Below are 17,130 nucleotides of genomic sequence, written 5' to 3'. Positions count from 1 at the left end.
CACCCAGATTTTTTCATTCATCCATGTCCGCTCGCACATCTTCCTTGTCTCGCACCTCCCAAAACCTGATCTCGCTGGCAGAATCCCTGGCTGCCTGCGGCAGCCGGCTGGAGGCAAGCTGGTGGCAGCACACCCTGGGCCAGGCCCTGGTCAAGGCCCTGGCCGCACGCCATGGCCACCCCATCGAGGCCGCCCTGGACTATCTGCTGGATCAGCAATCCCCCGCCTACGAAATCCTGGTCGAACAGGCCGAGGCCTATTCCAGCGCAATCCACCTCGACCACCAGAACCAGGCCTACGACGCCCAGTTGATTTCAGCCCCGATCCTGGCCTGGACGCGCTACCAGCTGCCGGCGGGCCAGCTGGATCCCCAACAGCGCCAGCAGTTGTCGGCGCTGTTGGCGGAAACCGTCCTGTCCCCGGACGCCATCCATTATCTGGTGCCCGATCTCGTGCGCTTCGACCAGCTGCCGCAATCCTTTCGGGACGCCCGCCAGTGGGTCAACGCCATGGCCCAGCACGCCCTGGGGGCCCGCCGCGACGCCCCCGACATCCGCCCCGGCGACACGCCCCAGGATCTGCTGGCCGATGCCTATTTCCTGATGGCCCTGGTGGTGGTGCCCAAGGGGCGGGCCTTGTTCCAATGGCAAGCCCCGCCGGCCGATGGCGCGCCCAGCCGCGACGCGGTGGCCACGCGATGGTCCGAAGGCTGCGCGCAGATCGTCACGCCCTTGTTCACCGGCTGCCTGACCGAATACCTGCCCCCGGAAGCCTTCTACCACAGCACCCGCGCCGCCGACCAGGCCATCCGGCCCCTGACCCTGAAAGCCGCCATCACCTGGCTGCAGACCGCTGCCCACCTGCCCGGCCAAGAGCTCCGGGCGGCCATCGTCGCCTGCGGCGACCAGGCCATCGAAGAATATCGCATCGGGTTCTGCACCCGCCAAAGCAACGACGTCATCTACGGCTGCATCTGGCCCGCGCTGACGCCAGAGGAATCCGACCCCGACCCCGCGGAAGACGGCCAGGCGGACACCTGGGACACCCTCGCGGCGCTGCTGCGCGAAGCCGGCATCCAAGAAGTCCGCCGGCTGCCCGGCATCCAGGCCCAAGAATTCTGCGAAGACTGCGGCACGCCATTTTTCCCGAATATGCTGGGCGATATGCAGCACCCCGAGCTGCCCGAAGAAATCGACCCGGATCCGGTGCAATTCCATTGATCCGCCTGCCTGGCCGCCACGCCGCGCCGGCCGGCGGGCCGCAGGGATGGCCCGCCGGATGACCCCCCCCGGCCCCCGCCAGCCCTTCGACCTGTTTTGCCGGGTCATCGACAACTACGGCGACGCGGGCGTCTGCTGGCGGCTGGCCCGCCAGCTGCGTGCCCTGGGTCATCCGGTTCGTCTGTGGATCGACCGCCTGGCCCCCCTGGCGGCGCTGGCGCCCGCCATCCAGGTTCGGCGCGCCACCCAGACCTGGGCGGGCGTCACCGTCAACGACTGGGCGCAGGCGGCGCACACGCCGCCGCCGCGCCAGGGCGTGGTCATCGAAGCCTTCGGCTGCACACTCCCCAGCCCCTACCAGGCGGCCATGGCCGCGCAAGAATGCCTGTGGATCAACCTGGAATACCTCAGCGCCGAGGCCTGGGTAGACGGCTGCCACGGCCTGCCCTCGCCGCAGGCTGGCGGGCTGAAGAAGTTTTTTTATTTCCCGGGCTTCAGCCCCGCCAGCGGCGGCCTGCTGCGTGAGCCCGATCTATTCGCCCGGCACGGCCAGGCCCGCCGGCAGGATCGCTTCCAGCGGCTGCAAGCCCTGACCGGCCTGGACACCTGCGGCTGGGCGCGGGACGCTTGGCTGATCCTGTTGTTCTGCTATCCCGATGCGCCCTTGGACGGGCTGCGAACCGCCCTGTCCCGGCTGGATCGGCCCGTCTACGTCCTGACGCCCGGCCACGCCCCCCCTGGCTTCGACAGCCTGGGGGCCATGCGGGTTCTGCCCTTCGATTTTGTGCCCCAAGACCGTTTCGACGCCTTGCTGTGGTGCTGCGACCTGAACTTCGTCCGGGGCGAGGATTCCCTGGTGCGGGCAATCTGGGCCGGCGCGCCCCTGGTATGGCACATCTACCGCCAGGCCGAAGCCGCTCACTTGGACAAGCTGAACGCCTGGCTGGATCGGGCTCAATGGCCCGCCCCGGCCCGGGCCTTGACCCTGGCCTGGAACCAGGAAGACGACGCCGCCTTGGCCCGCGACCTGGCGGCGGCCCTGGCGCCAGCGCCCTGGGCGCAATGGCGGCGGCGCAGCCGGAACTGGGCCCGCGACCTGGCCCGGCAGCCCGATCTGGCCCAGAGCCTGGTGGCGTTTTGCCTGCACCACCGCCAAACAGGTTAGAATGCACAGTTAACTTTTTTCTGCTGTTGCCTCGGTATGCGCGTTGGTCTGCCCGGGGCATGTCAATCCCCCGGAGTCCTAACACCATGAAAACCGCCCAAGAACTGCGCGTCGGCAATGTCGTGATGGTCAACAACGACCCTCTGGTCGTGCAAAAGGCCGAATACAATAAATCGGGCCGCAATTCCGCCGTCGTCAAGCTCAAGTTCAAAAACCTGCTGACCGGCTCCGCCAGCGAATCCGTCTACAAGGCCGACGAAAAATTCGAACAAGTCATGCTGGACAACAAGGAATGCACGTATTCCTATTTCGCCGACCCCATGTATGTCTTCATGGACGAGGAATACAACCAGCACGAAGTCGAGGCCGACAGCATGGGCGACGCGCTGAACTACCTCGAAGAAGGCATGGCGGTGCAGGTCGTGTTCTACGACGGCCGCGCCATCTCGGTCGAACTGCCCACCATCATCGTGCGTGAAATCACCTACACCGAACCCGCCGTCAAGGGCGATACGTCCGGCAAGGTGCTGAAACCCGCCAAGATCAACACCGGCTTCGAGCTCGCCGTCCCCCTGTTCTGCAACATCGGCGACAAGGTCGAAATCGACACCCGCACCAATGAATACCGCAGCCGCGTGATGTAAGAAAGCGGCTACGCCGGCGCCTTCGGGCCGCCCCGGGGCTGGACATTGATCCACCCCGGCGGATGCGGCTCGATGGCGCCGGCTTTTTTCATCCGGCGGCGACGGTTCCGTCATTGCAGGCGGGCATCGCCAGGATGTCGGTGACGATCCCGTTATTGCAAACGGACGGCGCGCAGGATACCGGCGACGATCCCGTCATTGCAAGCGGTCATCATCCAGAATGTCGGGAATGGGCATGATCGAGATACCATCCTCGGCGAGTTCGCGGCATTCTTCGACCGAGGCAACCCCCCGGATGGGGCGTTCTTCGACTTCGCCCTCGTGCATGCGGCGGGCCTCGTCGGCAAAGCGGTTGCCGACATCTTCGGTCTGGCGCACGATCTTGCGCACCTGGCGCAGGACTTCGGCCTGCAGGCTGGCCAGCTGGCGGCTGGACGGCGCCGCCACGGCCGCCCGCCCCGCGGGTACGGGCGTCTTGTCCGCCGCCGCATCCCGCGCGTCCGGCTGGCGCAAATGCCCCAGATTGAGATGCGGCGCGGACACCCGCCGGGTGATCCGCCGGCTTTGGCACACGGGACACCGCACCAGCCCCTGGGCCAGTTGGTCGTCGTAGCTTTGCTGCGAAGCAAACCAGCCCTCGAAGACGTGGTCATGTTCACAAGCGAGGTCGAATACTTTCAGTGCCATGGTCAGCAGATGGTGGTGGTTTTTCCGGTTTCAAGAGCCTGCCAGCATTTCCAGCGCCATTCCCAGGGCGCGACCGGGCCGGGGGCCTGCCACAGGCCCAAGCCGCGCTGGCGGGCCTGGCGCTGCAGCCCCGGCAAGGTGTCGTCGCGCAGATACTTGCCGCCCCCCTGCAGATTGGCCCAGGCCAGGCCGCCGGCCACCAGCGCCTGGCTGGCGGTGCGCCCATCGGCCAAAGGCACATCGCAGATTTCACGGCCGTAGCGGTCTTGTTCGTAGCAGCGCAGCGCCAGAGTCTTGCCCGCGACCAGTTCCGCCAGGGCCCGCCGCGCCGCCTGCCCATAAGGCTGGCCCGGGCGCTGCCTGCTGTGGCCGATTTCCGGGGCGTCGATACTGGCCAGACGCACCCGCACGCGCTGCCGGCCCCGCAGCAGGGTCAGGGTATCGCCATCGGCCACCTGCACCACCCGCCCCTGGATGGTATAGGCGGCCTGCGCCGCCCCGGCAGACTGCGGCAGCCCCAGACACAGGGCGACGCCCAACGCCAGCGCGGACAAGCCGGCCGCCGGACGACCCCGGACATCCGGCGGCCGGAGCCGGGGACAGGGCAAACGAAAGAGCAGATTGCGCATGGGCTTCAGGCCGGATGGCCCCCCGGTGGATGAGCGTCGACGGCACGCATGCACAAGCGGCGCGCCGGCCAACCCGCATTGTAGCGGCTGATTCAGCCGGGCCAGGCGCGTTGCAGCAAGGCCTCGGACGTCAAGTCCGTCAGGCCGGCGCCATACACCCGCCCGGCGTCCGCCAGGCGGCTGTCTACGAAAGCCCGCGAAACGGCCGCGGGCGCGTGCCGCAGCAACAGATCGGCCTGCGCCAGCAAGACCAGATCCTGCGCCATCTGGCGGGCCAGATGCACCGGCGGCTGCGGGGCCTGCAAGCCACGCAGCAGGCGCGAAGCGGTGTCCCGCAAGGCGGGCTCGCCGGGGTGCGACTGGGCCAGGGCATCCACCGCTTGGCCGAGATACGCCCCCGCATGGCGGGCCGCCCGCAGCACGTCCAGGCACATCACGTTGCCCGAGCCTTCCCAGATGGAATTGACCGGCGCTTCACGATACAGGCGCGCCATGGGGCCGTCTTCGATGTAGCCGTTGCCCCCCCAGACCTCCATGCATTCGGCCAGCGCCTCGATGCTGCGCTTGCACACCCAGAACTTGGCCGCCGGGGTCAGGATACGTCGCCAGGCTTGCTCCGCCGGGTTTTCCGGGTGATCGAACGTGCGCGCCAGACGCAAGGCCAGCACCGTGGCGGCCTCGGATTCCAGCGCCAGGTCGGCCAGCACCTGGCGCATCAAGGGCTGGTCGATCAGGTACTGGCCGAACGCCCGCCGGTGCCGGGCATGGTGGATGGCCTGCACCACCCCCTGGCGCAGCAGCGCCGCGCTGCCCAGCACGCAATCCATGCGCGTGGTGCTGGCCATTTCGATCAGCGTGGCGATTCCCCGGCCGGGTTCGCCCACCCGCCGGCCCAGCGCGTCGGTGAACTCGACCTCGGCGCTGGCATTGGAGCGATTGCCCAGCTTGTCCTTCAGACGCTGGATGCGCACCCCGTTGCGTTGGCCATCATCCAGCCAGCGCGGCACATAGAAGCAGGAATGGGCATCACCGTCGCGCGCCAGCATCAGGTGGGCATCGGACATGGGCGAAGAAAAGAACCACTTGTGCCCGGACAGCCGAAACCAGCCATCGCCCACCGCCTGCGCCGCACTGAGATTGCTGCGCAAATCGGAGCCGCCCTGTTTTTCGGTCAGGCCCATGCCGACCATCATGGCGTGCTTGCGCGCCAAGGGGAGATCCCGGTCGTCGTAGTCATCGCTGGCCAGCTTGGGCTGCAGGTCGGCAAACCAGGGTTCGCGGGCCAACAGCGGGATCGCCGCGCTCGTCATGGTGATGGGGCACAAGGAACCCGCCTCGACCTGGCCGTGCATGAGGTAATGCGCCGCCCGCGCAACGTGGGCGCCTTCCTCCGGCTGCAGCCAGGCCCGGCCCTGCATGCCCTGGGCAAACGCCAGGGACAGGAAGTGCGGCCAGCCCGGATGTGTCTCGACCCGGTCGATGCGATGCCCGGTGCGATCGAAAGCGCGCAGCACCGGCGCCGCCCGGTTGACCTCGGCCGCCAGCCGGGCCAGGTCGGCCCGCCCCAGGCGCTGGCCCCAGGCCGCCAGGCTGGCCTCATGGCTGTGCGCCCCCTCGCGGCGCACGCCTTCCACCAGGCAGGCATCCGTCAGGTACAGGTTGTAATCCGGCAGATCAGGCACCTGGTTGTCCGGCGCCTGGTTGCCCGGCGCTAGGCGATGCGCCGGCTGCCCGGTGGAAAAATCTGGCTTGCCCATGGCGCGGCCCTCCGATTGAAAATACGATGACATCCCAGTCTACCCCCTCGCCGGCCAATGGCAACCACCCGCCGTCTGCGGCCGGGCCGGCCCTCGCCGACCCAAGACCCGGCGGCAGGCGGCGGCGCAAAACGGGGACACGGGCGTGCAGACGGCAACGCGGCAACGCGGCGACTATAATCGGGATTTGCCCACCAGACAGGTTCAGACATGCCCTCCTCCTTGCCCAGCCCCGGCGCACCGACGCCGCGGGACACCGGCCTGAGCGCCTGGCTGCGCCGCCTGCCCAAGGCCGAGCTCCACCTGCACATCGAAGGCACGCTGGAACCCGAACTGATGTTCGCGCTGGCCGCGCGCAACGGCGTCCCGCTGCCCTACGCCAATGTAGACGCCGTGCGCGCCGCCTACCAGTTCACCAATCTGCAATCGTTCCTCGATCTGTACTACGCCGGGGCCAGCGTCCTGGTGACCGAACAGGATTTCTACGATCTGGCCATGGCTTACCTGCGCCGCGCCCACGCCGATGGCGTGGCGCACACGGAAATCATGTTCGACCCGCAAACCCATACGCAACGCGGCATCGCCATCGACACCGTGTTCGCCGGCCTGGCGCGCGCCCTGCGCGAAGCCCGCAAGACGCTGGGGATCAGCAGCTACCTGTTACTCAGCTTCCTGCGCCACTTGCCGCAGGCCGACGCCTTCGCCACCCTGGAAGCCGCCCTGCCCCTGCGCGACGCGTACCGCGACCTCTGGATCGGCATCGGGCTGGATTCCGCCGAACTCGGCAATCCGCCGGAAAAATTCGCCGCAATCTACGCCCGCTGCGCCGAACTGGGCTTCAAGCGCGTGGCCCATGCCGGCGAAGAAGGCCCGGCCGCCTACGTGCGCACCGCCCTGGACACCCTCCAGGTGGCGCGCATCGACCACGGCGTGCGCAGCAGCGACGACCCCGACCTGCTGCGCACCCTGATCCAGCGCCAGATCCCCCTGACCGTCTGTCCCCTGTCCAACCTGAAACTGGCCGTGGTTCCCCGCCTGGCCGACCACAACTTGGCCCAGCTGCTGCGCGCCGGCGCTTGCGTCACAGTCAACTCCGACGATCCGGCCTATTTCGGCGGCTACGTCCTGGACAACTACCTGGCATGCGCCCAGGCCCTGGATCTGTCCCGCGAAGAACTGGCCGTCCTGGCCGCCAACAGCCTGAAAGCCGCTTTCTTGCCCGATGCGGAAAAAACCCGGCTGCTGGATCAACTGGCCATGGCCGCCGCCCAGGATTGACGCCGAGCCAAGCCGCCCATACCGCCCATTCCACCCAGCCACAGCGACCCAAAGGCCCCACGCATGACCGCCCCCGCCAACCTGGATAAACTGCGCCTGCCCTCGGACGCCATCCAGGGGACGCGCCAAAAACTGGGCCCCGCCTTCTACGACCGCCCCGCCCTGGAAGTCGCCCCCGACCTGCTGGGCCGCCTGCTGGTGCGCGCCACCCCCCAGGGCCTGCGCCTGGGACGCATCGTCGAAGTCGAGGCCTACCTGGGCCCCACCGACCTGGCCGCCCACACTGCGCGCGGACGCACGGCGCGCACTCGGGCCATGTTCGGGCCGCCGGGCCACGCCTATGTCTATTTGATCTACGGCATGCACCATTGCATGAATGTCGTCACCGGCCCCGAGGGCAGCGGCACCGCCGTCCTGCTGCGGGCGCTGGCCCCGGTCGGCGGGGTGCAAGCGGCCACCAACGGCCCCGGCCGCTTATGCCGCGCCCTGGACATCAACCTGGATCACTACGGCATCGACCTGTGCGGCGAAACGCTGTGGCTGGCCCGGGACGACGCCCCCGCGCCGGGCCGTATCGCCACCAGCCCCCGCATCGGCGTCGACTACGCCGGCGAATGGGCCGACAAGCTCCTGCGTTTCTACATCGACGGCCACCCCGCCGTCAGCCGCCCCCCCCGCCGCAAGCAAAAGCCCTGAGCCCGAACACATTCAGCAAGAATTCAGGCTTCTCTTTGATATGGCTCAAGACAAGGGTTATCCCTAGTCGATAAGATGGCCCGGTCATTGACCCACTGCCGTTCATGCCATGTTGCGCCGCGCCCGCCAGCTTTTGCTGTATTCCTGTTCCCTGCCTGCCCGCGTGTATTGGGCCGTCTGGTTTGTGGCGCTGGTGTTCAGCCTGTCCGCATTCATGCCCCAGGCATTCGCCCAGACGTCCAGCAACGTCAAGCACCAGGCGTACCAGTTCGGCCAAAGCGGCACGGCTCTGGGGGGCGGCCCGCGCCTGGGCGCGTTCCTGCAAAAAATCCAGCCCGCCGACATCTTCCCCGGCGCCGACCGCATCGGCCCCCCGGAAGGCAAGCCCGTGGTCGCCCGCGCCTACGCGGGCAAGCAATTGCTGGGCTATGTGTACCTCACCACCGACATCGTCAACACCCGGGGCTATTCCAGCAAGCCCATCGACACCCTGGTGGGCCTGTCGCTGGACGGCGAGATCGTGGGCGCCAAACTGGTCGAACACCACGAACCCATCGTCCTGATCGGCATTCCCGAATCCAAAGTGGATCACTTCATTGCGGGCTATGTGGGCCTGAACTATATCAAAAGCCCGCCCAAGCCCGGCAGCCCGCCCCCCGTGGACATCGTCAGCGGGGCCACCGTCACCCTGATGGTGGTGGGCGACAGCATCACACGCTCGGTCATGGCCGTGGCGCGCGACTACGGCATCGGCCGCGCAGGCCAGACCGCCGCCGCCCCCGTCGAGACCCGCAGCATCGACATGAGCAAGACCGACACGGCATCCTGGGACACGCTGCTCGAATCCGGCGCTGTCGGCCAGCTGCATGTCCGCGTGGCCGACATCAACCAGGCTTTTGAAAACACCGGCCGCCAGGCGGCCATCGACAAGCCCGAACCCGGCGACCCGGACGACACCTTCATCGACCTCTACACCGCCGTGGTCAGCGTGCCCGGCATCGGCCGCAGCCTGCTGGGCGACACCGAATACAAATACCTGCAGGAACGCCTGGCCCCGGGGCAATCCGCCATCCTGGTCGCGGGCAACGGGCGCTATTCCTTCAAGGGCTCGGGCTACGTGCGCGGCGGGGTATTCGACCGCATCGAAGTCGTGCAGGAAGAACACAGCTTCCACTTCACCGACCTGGATCACCAGCGCCTGGCCGATCTCATGGCGGCCGGCGCCCCCGGCCTCAAGGAAATCGCCCTGTTCACCGTGCCGGAAGACGCCACTTTCAACCCGGTCGAACCCTGGCGGCTGCAACTGGCCGTGCAGCGGGTACTCAGTGTCAAGGAAAAAGCCTTCACCACCCTGAGCCTGAACTACACCCTGCCGGACGCCTACACCCAGGTGGACGCCCCGCCGCCCCCGCCCGCCGAAGCCGACCGCCCCGCGCAAGCCGGCCCGGCCGCCTATGCCGAAGCCGACGCATACGCCGCCCCCGCCCTGTGGAAACAAATGTGGGCCGCCAAGGTCGGGCAGATCGTCATTATTTCGATTGCCCTGGTGCTGCTGATCGGCGTGTTCTTCTTCCAGGATCAACTGACGAAGCACGAAAAGCTCTATAAGCGCTTTCGCACGGGATTCCTGATCTTCACCCTGTTCTGGATCGGCTGGTACGCCCAGGCGCAGTTGTCCGTCGTCAACGTCCTGACCTTCACCACGTCGCTGCGCACGGACTTCAGCTGGGAATACTTCCTGATGGATCCCATCGTGTTCATCCTGTGGGTGGCCACCGCGATGTCGATGATCTTCTGGAACCGCGGGGCCTTCTGCGGCTGGCTGTGCGCCTTCGGCGCCCTGCAGGAACTCCTGAACAAGCTGGCCAAGCTGCTGCGCGTGCCGCAGATCAAAGTCCCGCACGGCGTCAATACCCGCCTGGCGGGCCTGAAATACATCTTCTTCCTGATCCTGTTCGGCGTGTCGATGTACGAACTGGGCCTGGCCGAAAAGCTGGCCGAGATCGAGCCCTTCAAGACCGCCATCATCCTGAAGTTCCTGCGCGACTGGCCGTTCGTCATCTTCGCCATCCTGGTGCTGGTGCCGGGCCTGTTCATCGAGCGCTTCTATTGCCGCTACCTGTGTCCCCTGGGGGCCGCCCTGGCCATCCCCGCGCGCCTGCGCATTTTCGACTGGCTGCGCCGCTACAAGACCTGCGGCAACCCCTGCCAGTTGTGCGCGGTGGAATGCCCGGTGCAGGCCATCAATCCCGAAGGCGACATCAACCCCAACGAATGCATCCAGTGCCTGAACTGCCAGCAGCTGTACCACAACGAAAAGCGCTGCCCGCACCTGATCCAGAAAAACGCCAAGCTGAAACGCACCAAAGCGCCGCCGCCCGACGCGGGCCTGCCCGGCGAGGTCGTCGTCAGCCGCAAACCCACCGTGCGCGCGCGCCCCGTGGACAACAGCCCCGCTTCATCAAACCCATAGCGGCCCACCCCGGCCCGGCGGCCGGGGACGCTATGCCACACCTCCACCTGGGAGAACTTCATGTCCGACCAAAGCAATGACAAACCCGGCCTGAGCCGCCGCGGGTTTCTCGGCACCGCCGCCCTGACGGGGGCAGCCGCCATCGGCACCGCCGCCCCCTTCGCGGCGCACGCCAAAGACGAGAAAAAAGGCCACCAGTCCATCGAGGTCGCCCCGGGCGATCTGGACGAATACTATGCCTTCAACTCGGGCGGCCAATCGGGCGAAATCCGCGTCATGGGCCTGCCGTCCATGCGTGAATTCGTGCGCATCCCCGTCTTCAATATGTGCAGCGCCACCGGCTGGGGCCGCACCAACGAAAGCCGCAAGATCCTGAACGAAAACCTGACGCCGGAAACGCGCCAGTTTCTGAAGGACAGCAACCAGCCCGTGCTGCCCAACGGCGACGCGCACCACCCCCATATGTCGTTCACCGACGGCACCTACGACGGGCGCTACGTTTTCATCAACGACAAGGCCAACAACCGCGTCGCCCGCATCCGCTGCGACGTGATGAAGACCGACAAAATCCTGGAAATCCCCAACGCCGACGGCATCCACGGCCTGCGCCCGCAACGCTACCCGCGCACCGGCTATGTGTTCTGCAACGGCGAACACATCGTGCCCGTGCCCAATACCGGCGCGGTCATGGACGACCCGCAGAAGAACTTCTGGGCCATCTACACCGCCGTGGACGGCGACACCATGCAGGTCGCCTGGCAAGTCATGGTGGACGGCAATCTGGACAACGGCGACGCCGACTACCAGGGCAAATACTCCTTTTCCACCTGCTACAACTCGGAAAAAGGCCTGAACGTCACCGACATGTCCGCCAACGAGCAGGACTGGTGCGTCGTGTTCAACCTCGCCCGCATCGAAGAAGCCGTCAAAAACGGCGACTACAAGGAAATCAACGGCGTGCCGGTCATCGACGGGCGCAAAGGCTCCAAGTACACCCGCTACATCCCGGTGCCCAATTCGCCGCACGGCTGCAACGCCGCCCCCGACGGCATCCACCTCGTCCTCAATGGCAAGCTCTCGCCCACGGTCACCGTGCTGGATGTGCGCAAGCTGGACGACCTGTTCGACGACAAGATCAAAGAACGCGACGTGGTCGTGGCCGAGCCCCAACTGGGCCTGGGGCCCCTGCACACCGCCTTCGACGGCCGGGGCAACGGCTACACCACGCTGTTCATCGACAGCCAGGTGGTCAAGTGGAACATCGAAAAGGCCAAAGAAGCCTACGCCGGCAAGGACGTCGATCCCATCATCCAGAAGCTGGACGTGCACTACCAGCCCGGCCACAACCACACCACCATGGGCGAAACCAAGGAAGCCGACGGCAAGTGGCTGGTCTCGCTGAACAAATTCTCCAAAGACCGCTTCCTGAACGTCGGCCCGCTGAAGCCCGAAAACGACCAGTTGATCGACATTTCCGGCGACGAGATGAAACTGGTGCACGACGGCCCCAGCTTCGCCGAGCCGCACGACATGCTGCTGGTCCATCGCAGCAAGGTGCGCCCCAAGCACATCTGGGAACGCGACGACGTCATGTGGGAAGACGCCCGCCAGCAAGCCGAAAAAGACGGCGTCACCCTGGAAGGCGGTTCCACCGTGATCCGCGACGGCAACAAGGTGCGCGTCTACATGGTGGCCGTGGCCCCGGTGTTCAGCCTGTCCAACTTCGAAGTCAACGAAGGCGACGAGGTCACCGTCTACGTCACCAATATGGAGCGCATCGAAGACCTGACCCACGGCTTCACGCTGACCGGCTACGGCATCGCCATGGAAATCGGCCCTCAGGCCACCTCGTCGGTGACCTTCACGGCCTCGCGCCCCGGCGTCCACTGGTATTACTGCCAGTGGTTCTGCCACGCCCTGCACATGGAAATGTCGGGCCAGATGTACGTCAAGCCCAAACAGGCCTGAAAACCATGTCCAAGCCCCCCTTTCTGTCGTCTGGCGCAGCCCTGGGGCTTGCGCTTGGCCTGGCCTTCTCGGCCTGCGGGGGGGCGCATGCCGCCATACTGGACATCGCCGCCGGCGCCTCCCTGCAGGCGGCGGTTCGGGCCGCCGCCCCCGGCGACACCCTGCGCCTGGCGGCGGGCGACTACCCCGGCAACGTGGTCATCGACAAACCCCTGACCCTGGAAGGGCCGCCGGATCACAGCGCCATCATCACCGGCGAACGCCAGGGCCGCACCCTGTGGGTGCAAGCCCCGGACGTCACCCTGCGGCACCTGACCATCCGCCACTCGGGCCTGAGCCTGCCCGACATGGACGCGGGGGTGTTCCTGGACAAGACCGCCGCGCGCGCCCACATCGCGCACAACCGGATCGTGGATAATTCCGTGGGGGTGTACCTGTGGGGCTCGCCCGACGCCCTGGTCGAACACAACCGCATCATCGGCAACACCGGGCTGCGCGTCAACGAACGCGGCAACGGGGTAACCGTGTGGAACGCCCCGGGCTCGACCGTATCCGACAATCATATCTCCGAAGGCCGCGACGGCATTTTTTCCAACAACAGCCGCGAAAACGTCTTCCGCAACAACCGCTTCGACCACCTGCGCTACGCCGTGCACTATATGTATACCAATGACAGCGAAGTCAGCGACAACCTGTCCCTGGGCAACGAGATCGGCTATGCCATCATGTTCTCGCGCCGCCTGAAGGTGCGCGGCAACCTGGCCGTGAACAGCACCCACCAGGGCCTGATGCTGAACGCCACGGACGACTCCCAGGTTCAGGGCAACGTCGTCGTCAACGCCGAAAAATGCGTCTTCATCTATAACGCGAACCTCAATGAAATCGCCGACAACCGTTTCCAGCACTGCGGGATCGGCGTGCACTATACCGGCTCGGAAGGCAACCGCATCCACGGCAACGCCTTCGTGGCCAACCGCAACCAGGTCAAATACGTCGGCACCCGATTCCTCGAATGGTCCGACCAGCAGCGCGGCAACTACTGGTCCGATGCCGCCGCCTTCGACCTGGACGGCGACGGCATCGGCGACACCGCCTATCGGCCCAACGGCCTGATCGACCAAGTGATCTGGCGCGCGCCCAATGCCCGGCTGCTGCTGAACAGCCCGGCCGTCACCATTGTGCGCTGGGCGCAATCCCAGTTCCCGGCCATCCTGCCCGGCGGCGTGATCGACAGCGCCCCCTTGATGGCCGCCCCCGACACCCCCACCTGGACACGCTACGAGGCCCTGCCATGACCGTCACGGCGCCCCCGATCGACCTACACCGCGTCACCAAACGCTACGGCGCGCACTGCGCCGTCGACCGCGTCAGCCTGTACCTGGAGCCCGGCGAATGCGTGATCCTGGCGGGCCACAACGGCGCCGGCAAAAGCACGCTCATCAAACTCATCCTGGGCCTGATCCGGCCCGAATCCGGCACGGTCCGGGTGCTGGGCGAACTGGCGGGCAGCCGCGCGGCATCCCGCGTCCGCGCCCAGATCGGCTATCTGCCCGAGACCGTCGCCCTGCACCCCACCCTGACCGGGGCGGAAACCCTGGATTTCTACGCCCGCCTGAAAGGCGTGAGCACCCAAGGCAACGCCGCCCTGCTGTCGCGCGTGGGCATCGCCGAAGCCTCGCGGCGGCGGGTGGGCGGATATTCCAAAGGCATGCGCCAGCGCCTGGCCCTGGCCCAGGCCCTGCTGGGCAAACCCCGCATCCTGCTGCTGGACGAACCCACCACCGGCCTGGATCCCGCGTCCCGGCTGCTGTTCTACGACATCGTGCGCGAACTGCGCGACAGCGGGACGGCCATTTTGCTGTCCACCCACGCGCTGGCCGAACTCGAAGGCCAGGCCGACCGCGTGATCGTCCTGCAAAAAGGCCGCAAAATCGCCGACGGCAGCCTGGCCGACCTGCGCCGCGACGCCGACCTGCCCGTCCGCATCCGTCTGAGCCTGAGCCACGACCCCATCACACCGCCCGCGGGCTGGCGCCAGATCAGCGCCCAGCGCATCGAGATCAGCTGCCCGCAGGCCGACAAACTGCGGCACCTGCAAACCGCCCAGACCCTGGATCACGTCATCGACATCGAACTGGAACAACCCGGCCTGGACGAAATGTACGCCCACTTTCTACAGCGCGAGGACGCATGAGCCCCACCTTCATCCTGATGCGCAAGGAAATCCGCGACGGCCTGCGCAACCGCTGGGTACTGGCCGTCGCCCTCCTGCTGGCCATGCTGGCGCTGTCGCTGGGGTTCCTGGGCAGCGCCCCCACGGGCAGCGTCAAGGTCGACCCGCTGACCGTCACGGTGGTCAGCCTGTCCAGCCTGTCCATCTTCCTGGTGCCCCTGATCGCCATGCTGCTGTCCTACGACGCCATCGTGGGCGAAATCGACCGGGGCACCATGAACCTGCTGCTCAGTTACCCGATATCCCGCCGACAGGTGATGGCGGGCAAGTTCCTGGGGCACCTGATCATTCTGGCCCTGGCCATCGGCGCGGGCTACGGGCTCGCCGGCCTGGCCCTGCAATTGGCCTTCGGCGGCCTGGACTTCACCGCCTGGGGCCCCTTCGCCCTGCTGATCGCCGCCAGCGTCCTGCTGGGCGCGGCTTTTCTGGCCATGGGCTACCTGATCAGCGCCCTGGTGCAGGAACGCCCCACCGCTGCGGGAATCGCCATCGGCGTCTGGCTGTTCCTGGTGGTCATCTACGACATGGCCCTGCTGGGGATCCTGGTCGTCGACCAGGGACGGGTGATCACCGCCCCCCTCCTGAATACGATCCTGCTGTTCAACCCCACCGACGTGTACCGCCTGCTGAACCTGACCGGACACGAAAACATCGCCATGTTCGCCGGAATGGCGGGCCTGAGCGGCCAAGCCAGCCTGTCGCTGGGATGGCTGCTGCTGGCCCAGGTGCTGTGGATCGCCGTTCCGCTGGCCCTGGCCGCCCGGGCTTTTGGCCGGAGATCGCTATGACCCCTGTTTTTCTTCCTCGTCTGGGCCGAGCCCTGGCCGCCGCCCTGGCCGGCCTGCTGCTGGCGGCCTGCGGCGGCGGCAGCCCCTCCGGCCCCCCGCCCGCCCCGGTCGCCCTGACGGACGACGCCGTCGGCCATTACTGCGGAATGCACCTGACCGAGCACATCGGCCCCAAGGGTCAGATCCTGCTGCGCGACCAGACCCGCGCCGTCTGGTTTTCCACCGTGCGCGAAGTCTTCGCCTATCAGTTGCTGCCCGAAGAACCCAAGACCATCGTGGCCATCTACGTGCAGGACATGGGCCAGGCGGACGCGCAGGGCAACCCGCCCGATGACGCCTGGATCGACGCCCGTCAAGCCCACTACCTGATCGAAAGCCATGCCGTGGGCGGCATGGGCGCCCCGGATGCCCTGCCCTTTGCCAGACCGGAAGACGCCCAGGCCTATGCCCAACGCTATGGCGGGCGGGTGGTCGGCTTCGGCGATATGCCCGAAGACTATATCCTGCGCTACCGGGAACCCGACGCCCCCACCGCCGTGCCACTTACCGCCCCCAAGGATTCTGGAGAGCGATCATGACCAGCACATCATCACCCACCCGCCGCCGATTTCTGGGCATCGCCGCCGCCAGCGCCGCCCTGCTGGGAACCACCCCTTTGCACGCCGCCCTGCGCCACGCCGCCGAACTGCCCTCCCTGACCACTTGGCGCGGGATCGCCCTGGGCGCGGACGCCCAGATGCAACTGCTGCACCCCGATCCCCGCAAAGCCCGACAACTGATCCAATTGGCCATCGGGGAAATCCATCGCCTGGAACGCATCTTCAGCCTGTACCGCGACGACAGCGCGCTGGTGCGGCTGAATCGCGCCGGGCGGCTGGATGCCCCGCCCGCCGACCTGTGCCGCCTGCTGTCCGAGGCCTGCGCCCTGGCCGAACTGACCGGGGGCTATTTCGACCCCACCGTCCAGCCCTTGTGGGACTGGTACGTGCGCCAGGGCCTGCACCCCAGCCAGCCGCCGGCCGCCTCGCTGCGGCAAACCCTGGCTGCGGTCGACTACCGGGCCATCGACATCCAGCCCGACCGCATCCGTCTGAGGCACCCGGGGATGGCGCTGACCCTGAACGGAATCGCCCAGGGGTACATCACCGACCGCGTCACCGAACTGCTGCGCGCCAACGGCCTGGAACACGCGCTGATCGACCTGGGCGAAGCCCGCAGCCTGGGCCGGCCCGACGCCGGCCGCCCCTGGCGGGCCGGCCTGGCCGACCCGGATCGGGCTGGGCAGCTGCTGGACACCATCGAACTGCACGACCAGGCCCTGGCGACCTCCAGCGGATCGGGCACCCCCCTGGACGCCAGCGGCCACCTCGGCCACCTGTTCGACCCCCACACCGGCAGCGCCACGCCGCGCTGGCACAGCGTCAGCGTGCGCACGCGCGACGCCACCACCGCCGATGCCCTGTCCACGGCCTTCAGCCAAATGCGAGAAGATAAAATCCGTGCTATAGTTACACGCTTTCCTGCTGAGGCATGGTTATTACCGGCGGGCACCGGGCAACTGGTGTATTTGTCCTGAAACCACAGGCCATCAC

General features: G+C 66.9%; 15 protein-coding genes. 12 read left to right on the top strand and 3 right to left on the bottom strand.

All coding sequences use genetic code 11. The features are described from left to right. The first annotated feature begins 23 nt into the window (after window positions 1-23). The 3 genes from ACMHYJ_RS00345 (at window position 24) to efp (ending at window position 3,029) form a co-directional block, all read left to right on the top strand. Window positions 24-1,220 carry a DUF2863 family protein gene (locus tag ACMHYJ_RS00345; protein WP_414244207.1) on the top strand — a complete coding sequence of 399 codons (1,197 nt, stop codon included), beginning with the start codon at window positions 24-26 and terminating at the stop codon, window positions 1,218-1,220. A 58-nt stretch (window positions 1,221-1,278) separates the two neighbouring features. Continuing rightward, a complete protein-coding gene (earP, locus tag ACMHYJ_RS00340; protein ID WP_414244206.1) occupies window positions 1,279-2,385 on the top strand; it encodes an elongation factor P maturation arginine rhamnosyltransferase EarP in 1,107 nt (368 codons plus the stop codon). A gap of 86 nt (window positions 2,386-2,471) precedes the next feature. Beyond that, window positions 2,472-3,029, top strand: coding sequence for an elongation factor P (efp, locus tag ACMHYJ_RS00335; protein ID WP_414244205.1), 558 nt, complete (start codon window positions 2,472-2,474; stop codon window positions 3,027-3,029). Window positions 3,030-3,224: 195 nt separating this feature from the next. On the opposite strand, the gene ACMHYJ_RS00330 is transcribed toward efp, so the two are convergent. The 3 genes from ACMHYJ_RS00330 to ACMHYJ_RS00320 all read right to left on the bottom strand — a co-directional run bounded on the left by ACMHYJ_RS00330 (window position 3,225) and on the right by ACMHYJ_RS00320 (window position 6,102). Next, window positions 3,225-3,716, bottom strand: a complete 492-nt coding sequence (locus ACMHYJ_RS00330; protein ID WP_414244204.1) for a DUF1178 family protein — start codon at window positions 3,714-3,716, stop codon at window positions 3,225-3,227. Between the two features lie 2 nt (window positions 3,717-3,718). Further along, window positions 3,719-4,345, bottom strand: a complete 627-nt coding sequence (locus ACMHYJ_RS00325; RefSeq protein ID WP_414244203.1) for a thermonuclease family protein — start codon at window positions 4,343-4,345, stop codon at window positions 3,719-3,721. Between the two features lie 92 nt (window positions 4,346-4,437). Continuing rightward, the gene (locus tag ACMHYJ_RS00320) at window positions 4,438-6,102 is read right to left on the bottom strand and encodes an acyl-CoA dehydrogenase family protein (RefSeq protein WP_414244202.1); all 1,665 of its coding nucleotides are present in this window, start codon (window positions 6,100-6,102) and stop codon (window positions 4,438-4,440) included. A gap of 210 nt (window positions 6,103-6,312) precedes the next feature. On the opposite strand from ACMHYJ_RS00320, the gene ACMHYJ_RS00315 reads away from it, so the two are divergent. The 9 genes from ACMHYJ_RS00315 to ACMHYJ_RS00275 all read left to right on the top strand — a co-directional run bounded on the left by ACMHYJ_RS00315 (window position 6,313) and on the right by ACMHYJ_RS00275 (window position 17,114). Next, window positions 6,313-7,380 carry an adenosine deaminase gene (locus ACMHYJ_RS00315; protein ID WP_414244201.1) on the top strand — a complete coding sequence of 356 codons (1,068 nt, stop codon included), beginning with the start codon at window positions 6,313-6,315 and terminating at the stop codon, window positions 7,378-7,380. Window positions 7,381-7,443: 63 nt separating this feature from the next. Beyond that, window positions 7,444-8,076, top strand: coding sequence for a DNA-3-methyladenine glycosylase (locus ACMHYJ_RS00310; protein WP_414244200.1), 633 nt, complete (start codon window positions 7,444-7,446; stop codon window positions 8,074-8,076). A gap of 109 nt (window positions 8,077-8,185) precedes the next feature. Further along, entirely contained in the window at window positions 8,186-10,549 is a 2,364-nt protein-coding gene (locus ACMHYJ_RS00305) for a 4Fe-4S binding protein (RefSeq protein WP_414244199.1), read from the top strand. A gap of 60 nt (window positions 10,550-10,609) precedes the next feature. Continuing rightward, entirely contained in the window at window positions 10,610-12,517 is a 1,908-nt protein-coding gene (nosZ, locus tag ACMHYJ_RS00300) for a TAT-dependent nitrous-oxide reductase (RefSeq protein WP_414244198.1), read from the top strand. 5 nt (window positions 12,518-12,522) lie between these two features. Next, window positions 12,523-13,812, top strand: coding sequence for a nitrous oxide reductase family maturation protein NosD (locus ACMHYJ_RS00295; protein ID WP_414244197.1), 1,290 nt, complete (start codon window positions 12,523-12,525; stop codon window positions 13,810-13,812). After that, window positions 13,809-14,711, top strand: a complete 903-nt coding sequence (locus ACMHYJ_RS00290; protein ID WP_414244196.1) for an ABC transporter ATP-binding protein — start codon at window positions 13,809-13,811, stop codon at window positions 14,709-14,711. Before ACMHYJ_RS00295 ends, ACMHYJ_RS00290 begins: the two co-directional genes overlap by 4 nt. Further along, a complete protein-coding gene (locus ACMHYJ_RS00285) occupies window positions 14,708-15,538 on the top strand; it encodes an ABC transporter permease (protein WP_414244195.1) in 831 nt (276 codons plus the stop codon). Before ACMHYJ_RS00290 ends, ACMHYJ_RS00285 begins: the two co-directional genes overlap by 4 nt. Continuing rightward, window positions 15,535-16,116: a nitrous oxide reductase accessory protein NosL gene (locus tag ACMHYJ_RS00280; protein ID WP_414244194.1), complete on the top strand. Its 582-nt coding sequence runs from the start codon at window positions 15,535-15,537 to the stop codon at window positions 16,114-16,116. The genes ACMHYJ_RS00285 and ACMHYJ_RS00280 overlap by 4 nt, the downstream gene beginning before the upstream one ends. After that, window positions 16,113-17,114, top strand: a complete 1,002-nt coding sequence (locus tag ACMHYJ_RS00275) for an FAD:protein FMN transferase (protein WP_414244193.1) — start codon at window positions 16,113-16,115, stop codon at window positions 17,112-17,114. Before ACMHYJ_RS00280 ends, ACMHYJ_RS00275 begins: the two co-directional genes overlap by 4 nt. Window positions 17,115-17,130: the final 16 nt, after the last annotated feature.

The sequence above is a fragment of the Castellaniella hirudinis genome, assembly GCF_047468865.1.
Classification (GTDB): domain Bacteria; phylum Pseudomonadota; class Gammaproteobacteria; order Burkholderiales; family Burkholderiaceae_B; genus Castellaniella; species Castellaniella hirudinis_A.
Note: the sequence above shows the minus strand (reverse complement) of the source record. Positions and strands in the feature narration are given on the sequence as shown.

Excerpts from the sequence above, each read along its gene's own strand:
- ACMHYJ_RS00345 (WP_414244207.1), top strand. The coding sequence starts at position 24 with ATGTCCGCTCGCACATCTTCCTTGTCTCGCACCTCCCAAAACCTGATC.
- earP (WP_414244206.1), top strand. The coding sequence starts at position 1,279 with ATGACCCCCCCCGGCCCCCGCCAGCCCTTCGACCTGTTTTGCCGGGTC.
- efp (WP_414244205.1), top strand. The coding sequence starts at position 2,472 with ATGAAAACCGCCCAAGAACTGCGCGTCGGCAATGTCGTGATGGTCAAC.
- ACMHYJ_RS00330 (WP_414244204.1), bottom strand. The coding sequence starts at position 3,716 with ATGGCACTGAAAGTATTCGACCTCGCTTGTGAACATGACCACGTCTTC.
- ACMHYJ_RS00325 (WP_414244203.1), bottom strand. The coding sequence starts at position 4,345 with ATGCGCAATCTGCTCTTTCGTTTGCCCTGTCCCCGGCTCCGGCCGCCG.
- ACMHYJ_RS00320 (WP_414244202.1), bottom strand. The coding sequence starts at position 6,102 with ATGGGCAAGCCAGATTTTTCCACCGGGCAGCCGGCGCATCGCCTAGCG.
- ACMHYJ_RS00315 (WP_414244201.1), top strand. The coding sequence starts at position 6,313 with ATGCCCTCCTCCTTGCCCAGCCCCGGCGCACCGACGCCGCGGGACACC.
- ACMHYJ_RS00310 (WP_414244200.1), top strand. The coding sequence starts at position 7,444 with ATGACCGCCCCCGCCAACCTGGATAAACTGCGCCTGCCCTCGGACGCC.
- ACMHYJ_RS00305 (WP_414244199.1), top strand. The coding sequence starts at position 8,186 with ATGTTGCGCCGCGCCCGCCAGCTTTTGCTGTATTCCTGTTCCCTGCCT.
- nosZ (WP_414244198.1), top strand. The coding sequence starts at position 10,610 with ATGTCCGACCAAAGCAATGACAAACCCGGCCTGAGCCGCCGCGGGTTT.
- ACMHYJ_RS00295 (WP_414244197.1), top strand. The coding sequence starts at position 12,523 with ATGTCCAAGCCCCCCTTTCTGTCGTCTGGCGCAGCCCTGGGGCTTGCG.
- ACMHYJ_RS00290 (WP_414244196.1), top strand. The coding sequence starts at position 13,809 with ATGACCGTCACGGCGCCCCCGATCGACCTACACCGCGTCACCAAACGC.
- ACMHYJ_RS00285 (WP_414244195.1), top strand. The coding sequence starts at position 14,708 with ATGAGCCCCACCTTCATCCTGATGCGCAAGGAAATCCGCGACGGCCTG.
- ACMHYJ_RS00280 (WP_414244194.1), top strand. The coding sequence starts at position 15,535 with ATGACCCCTGTTTTTCTTCCTCGTCTGGGCCGAGCCCTGGCCGCCGCC.
- ACMHYJ_RS00275 (WP_414244193.1), top strand. The coding sequence starts at position 16,113 with ATGACCAGCACATCATCACCCACCCGCCGCCGATTTCTGGGCATCGCC.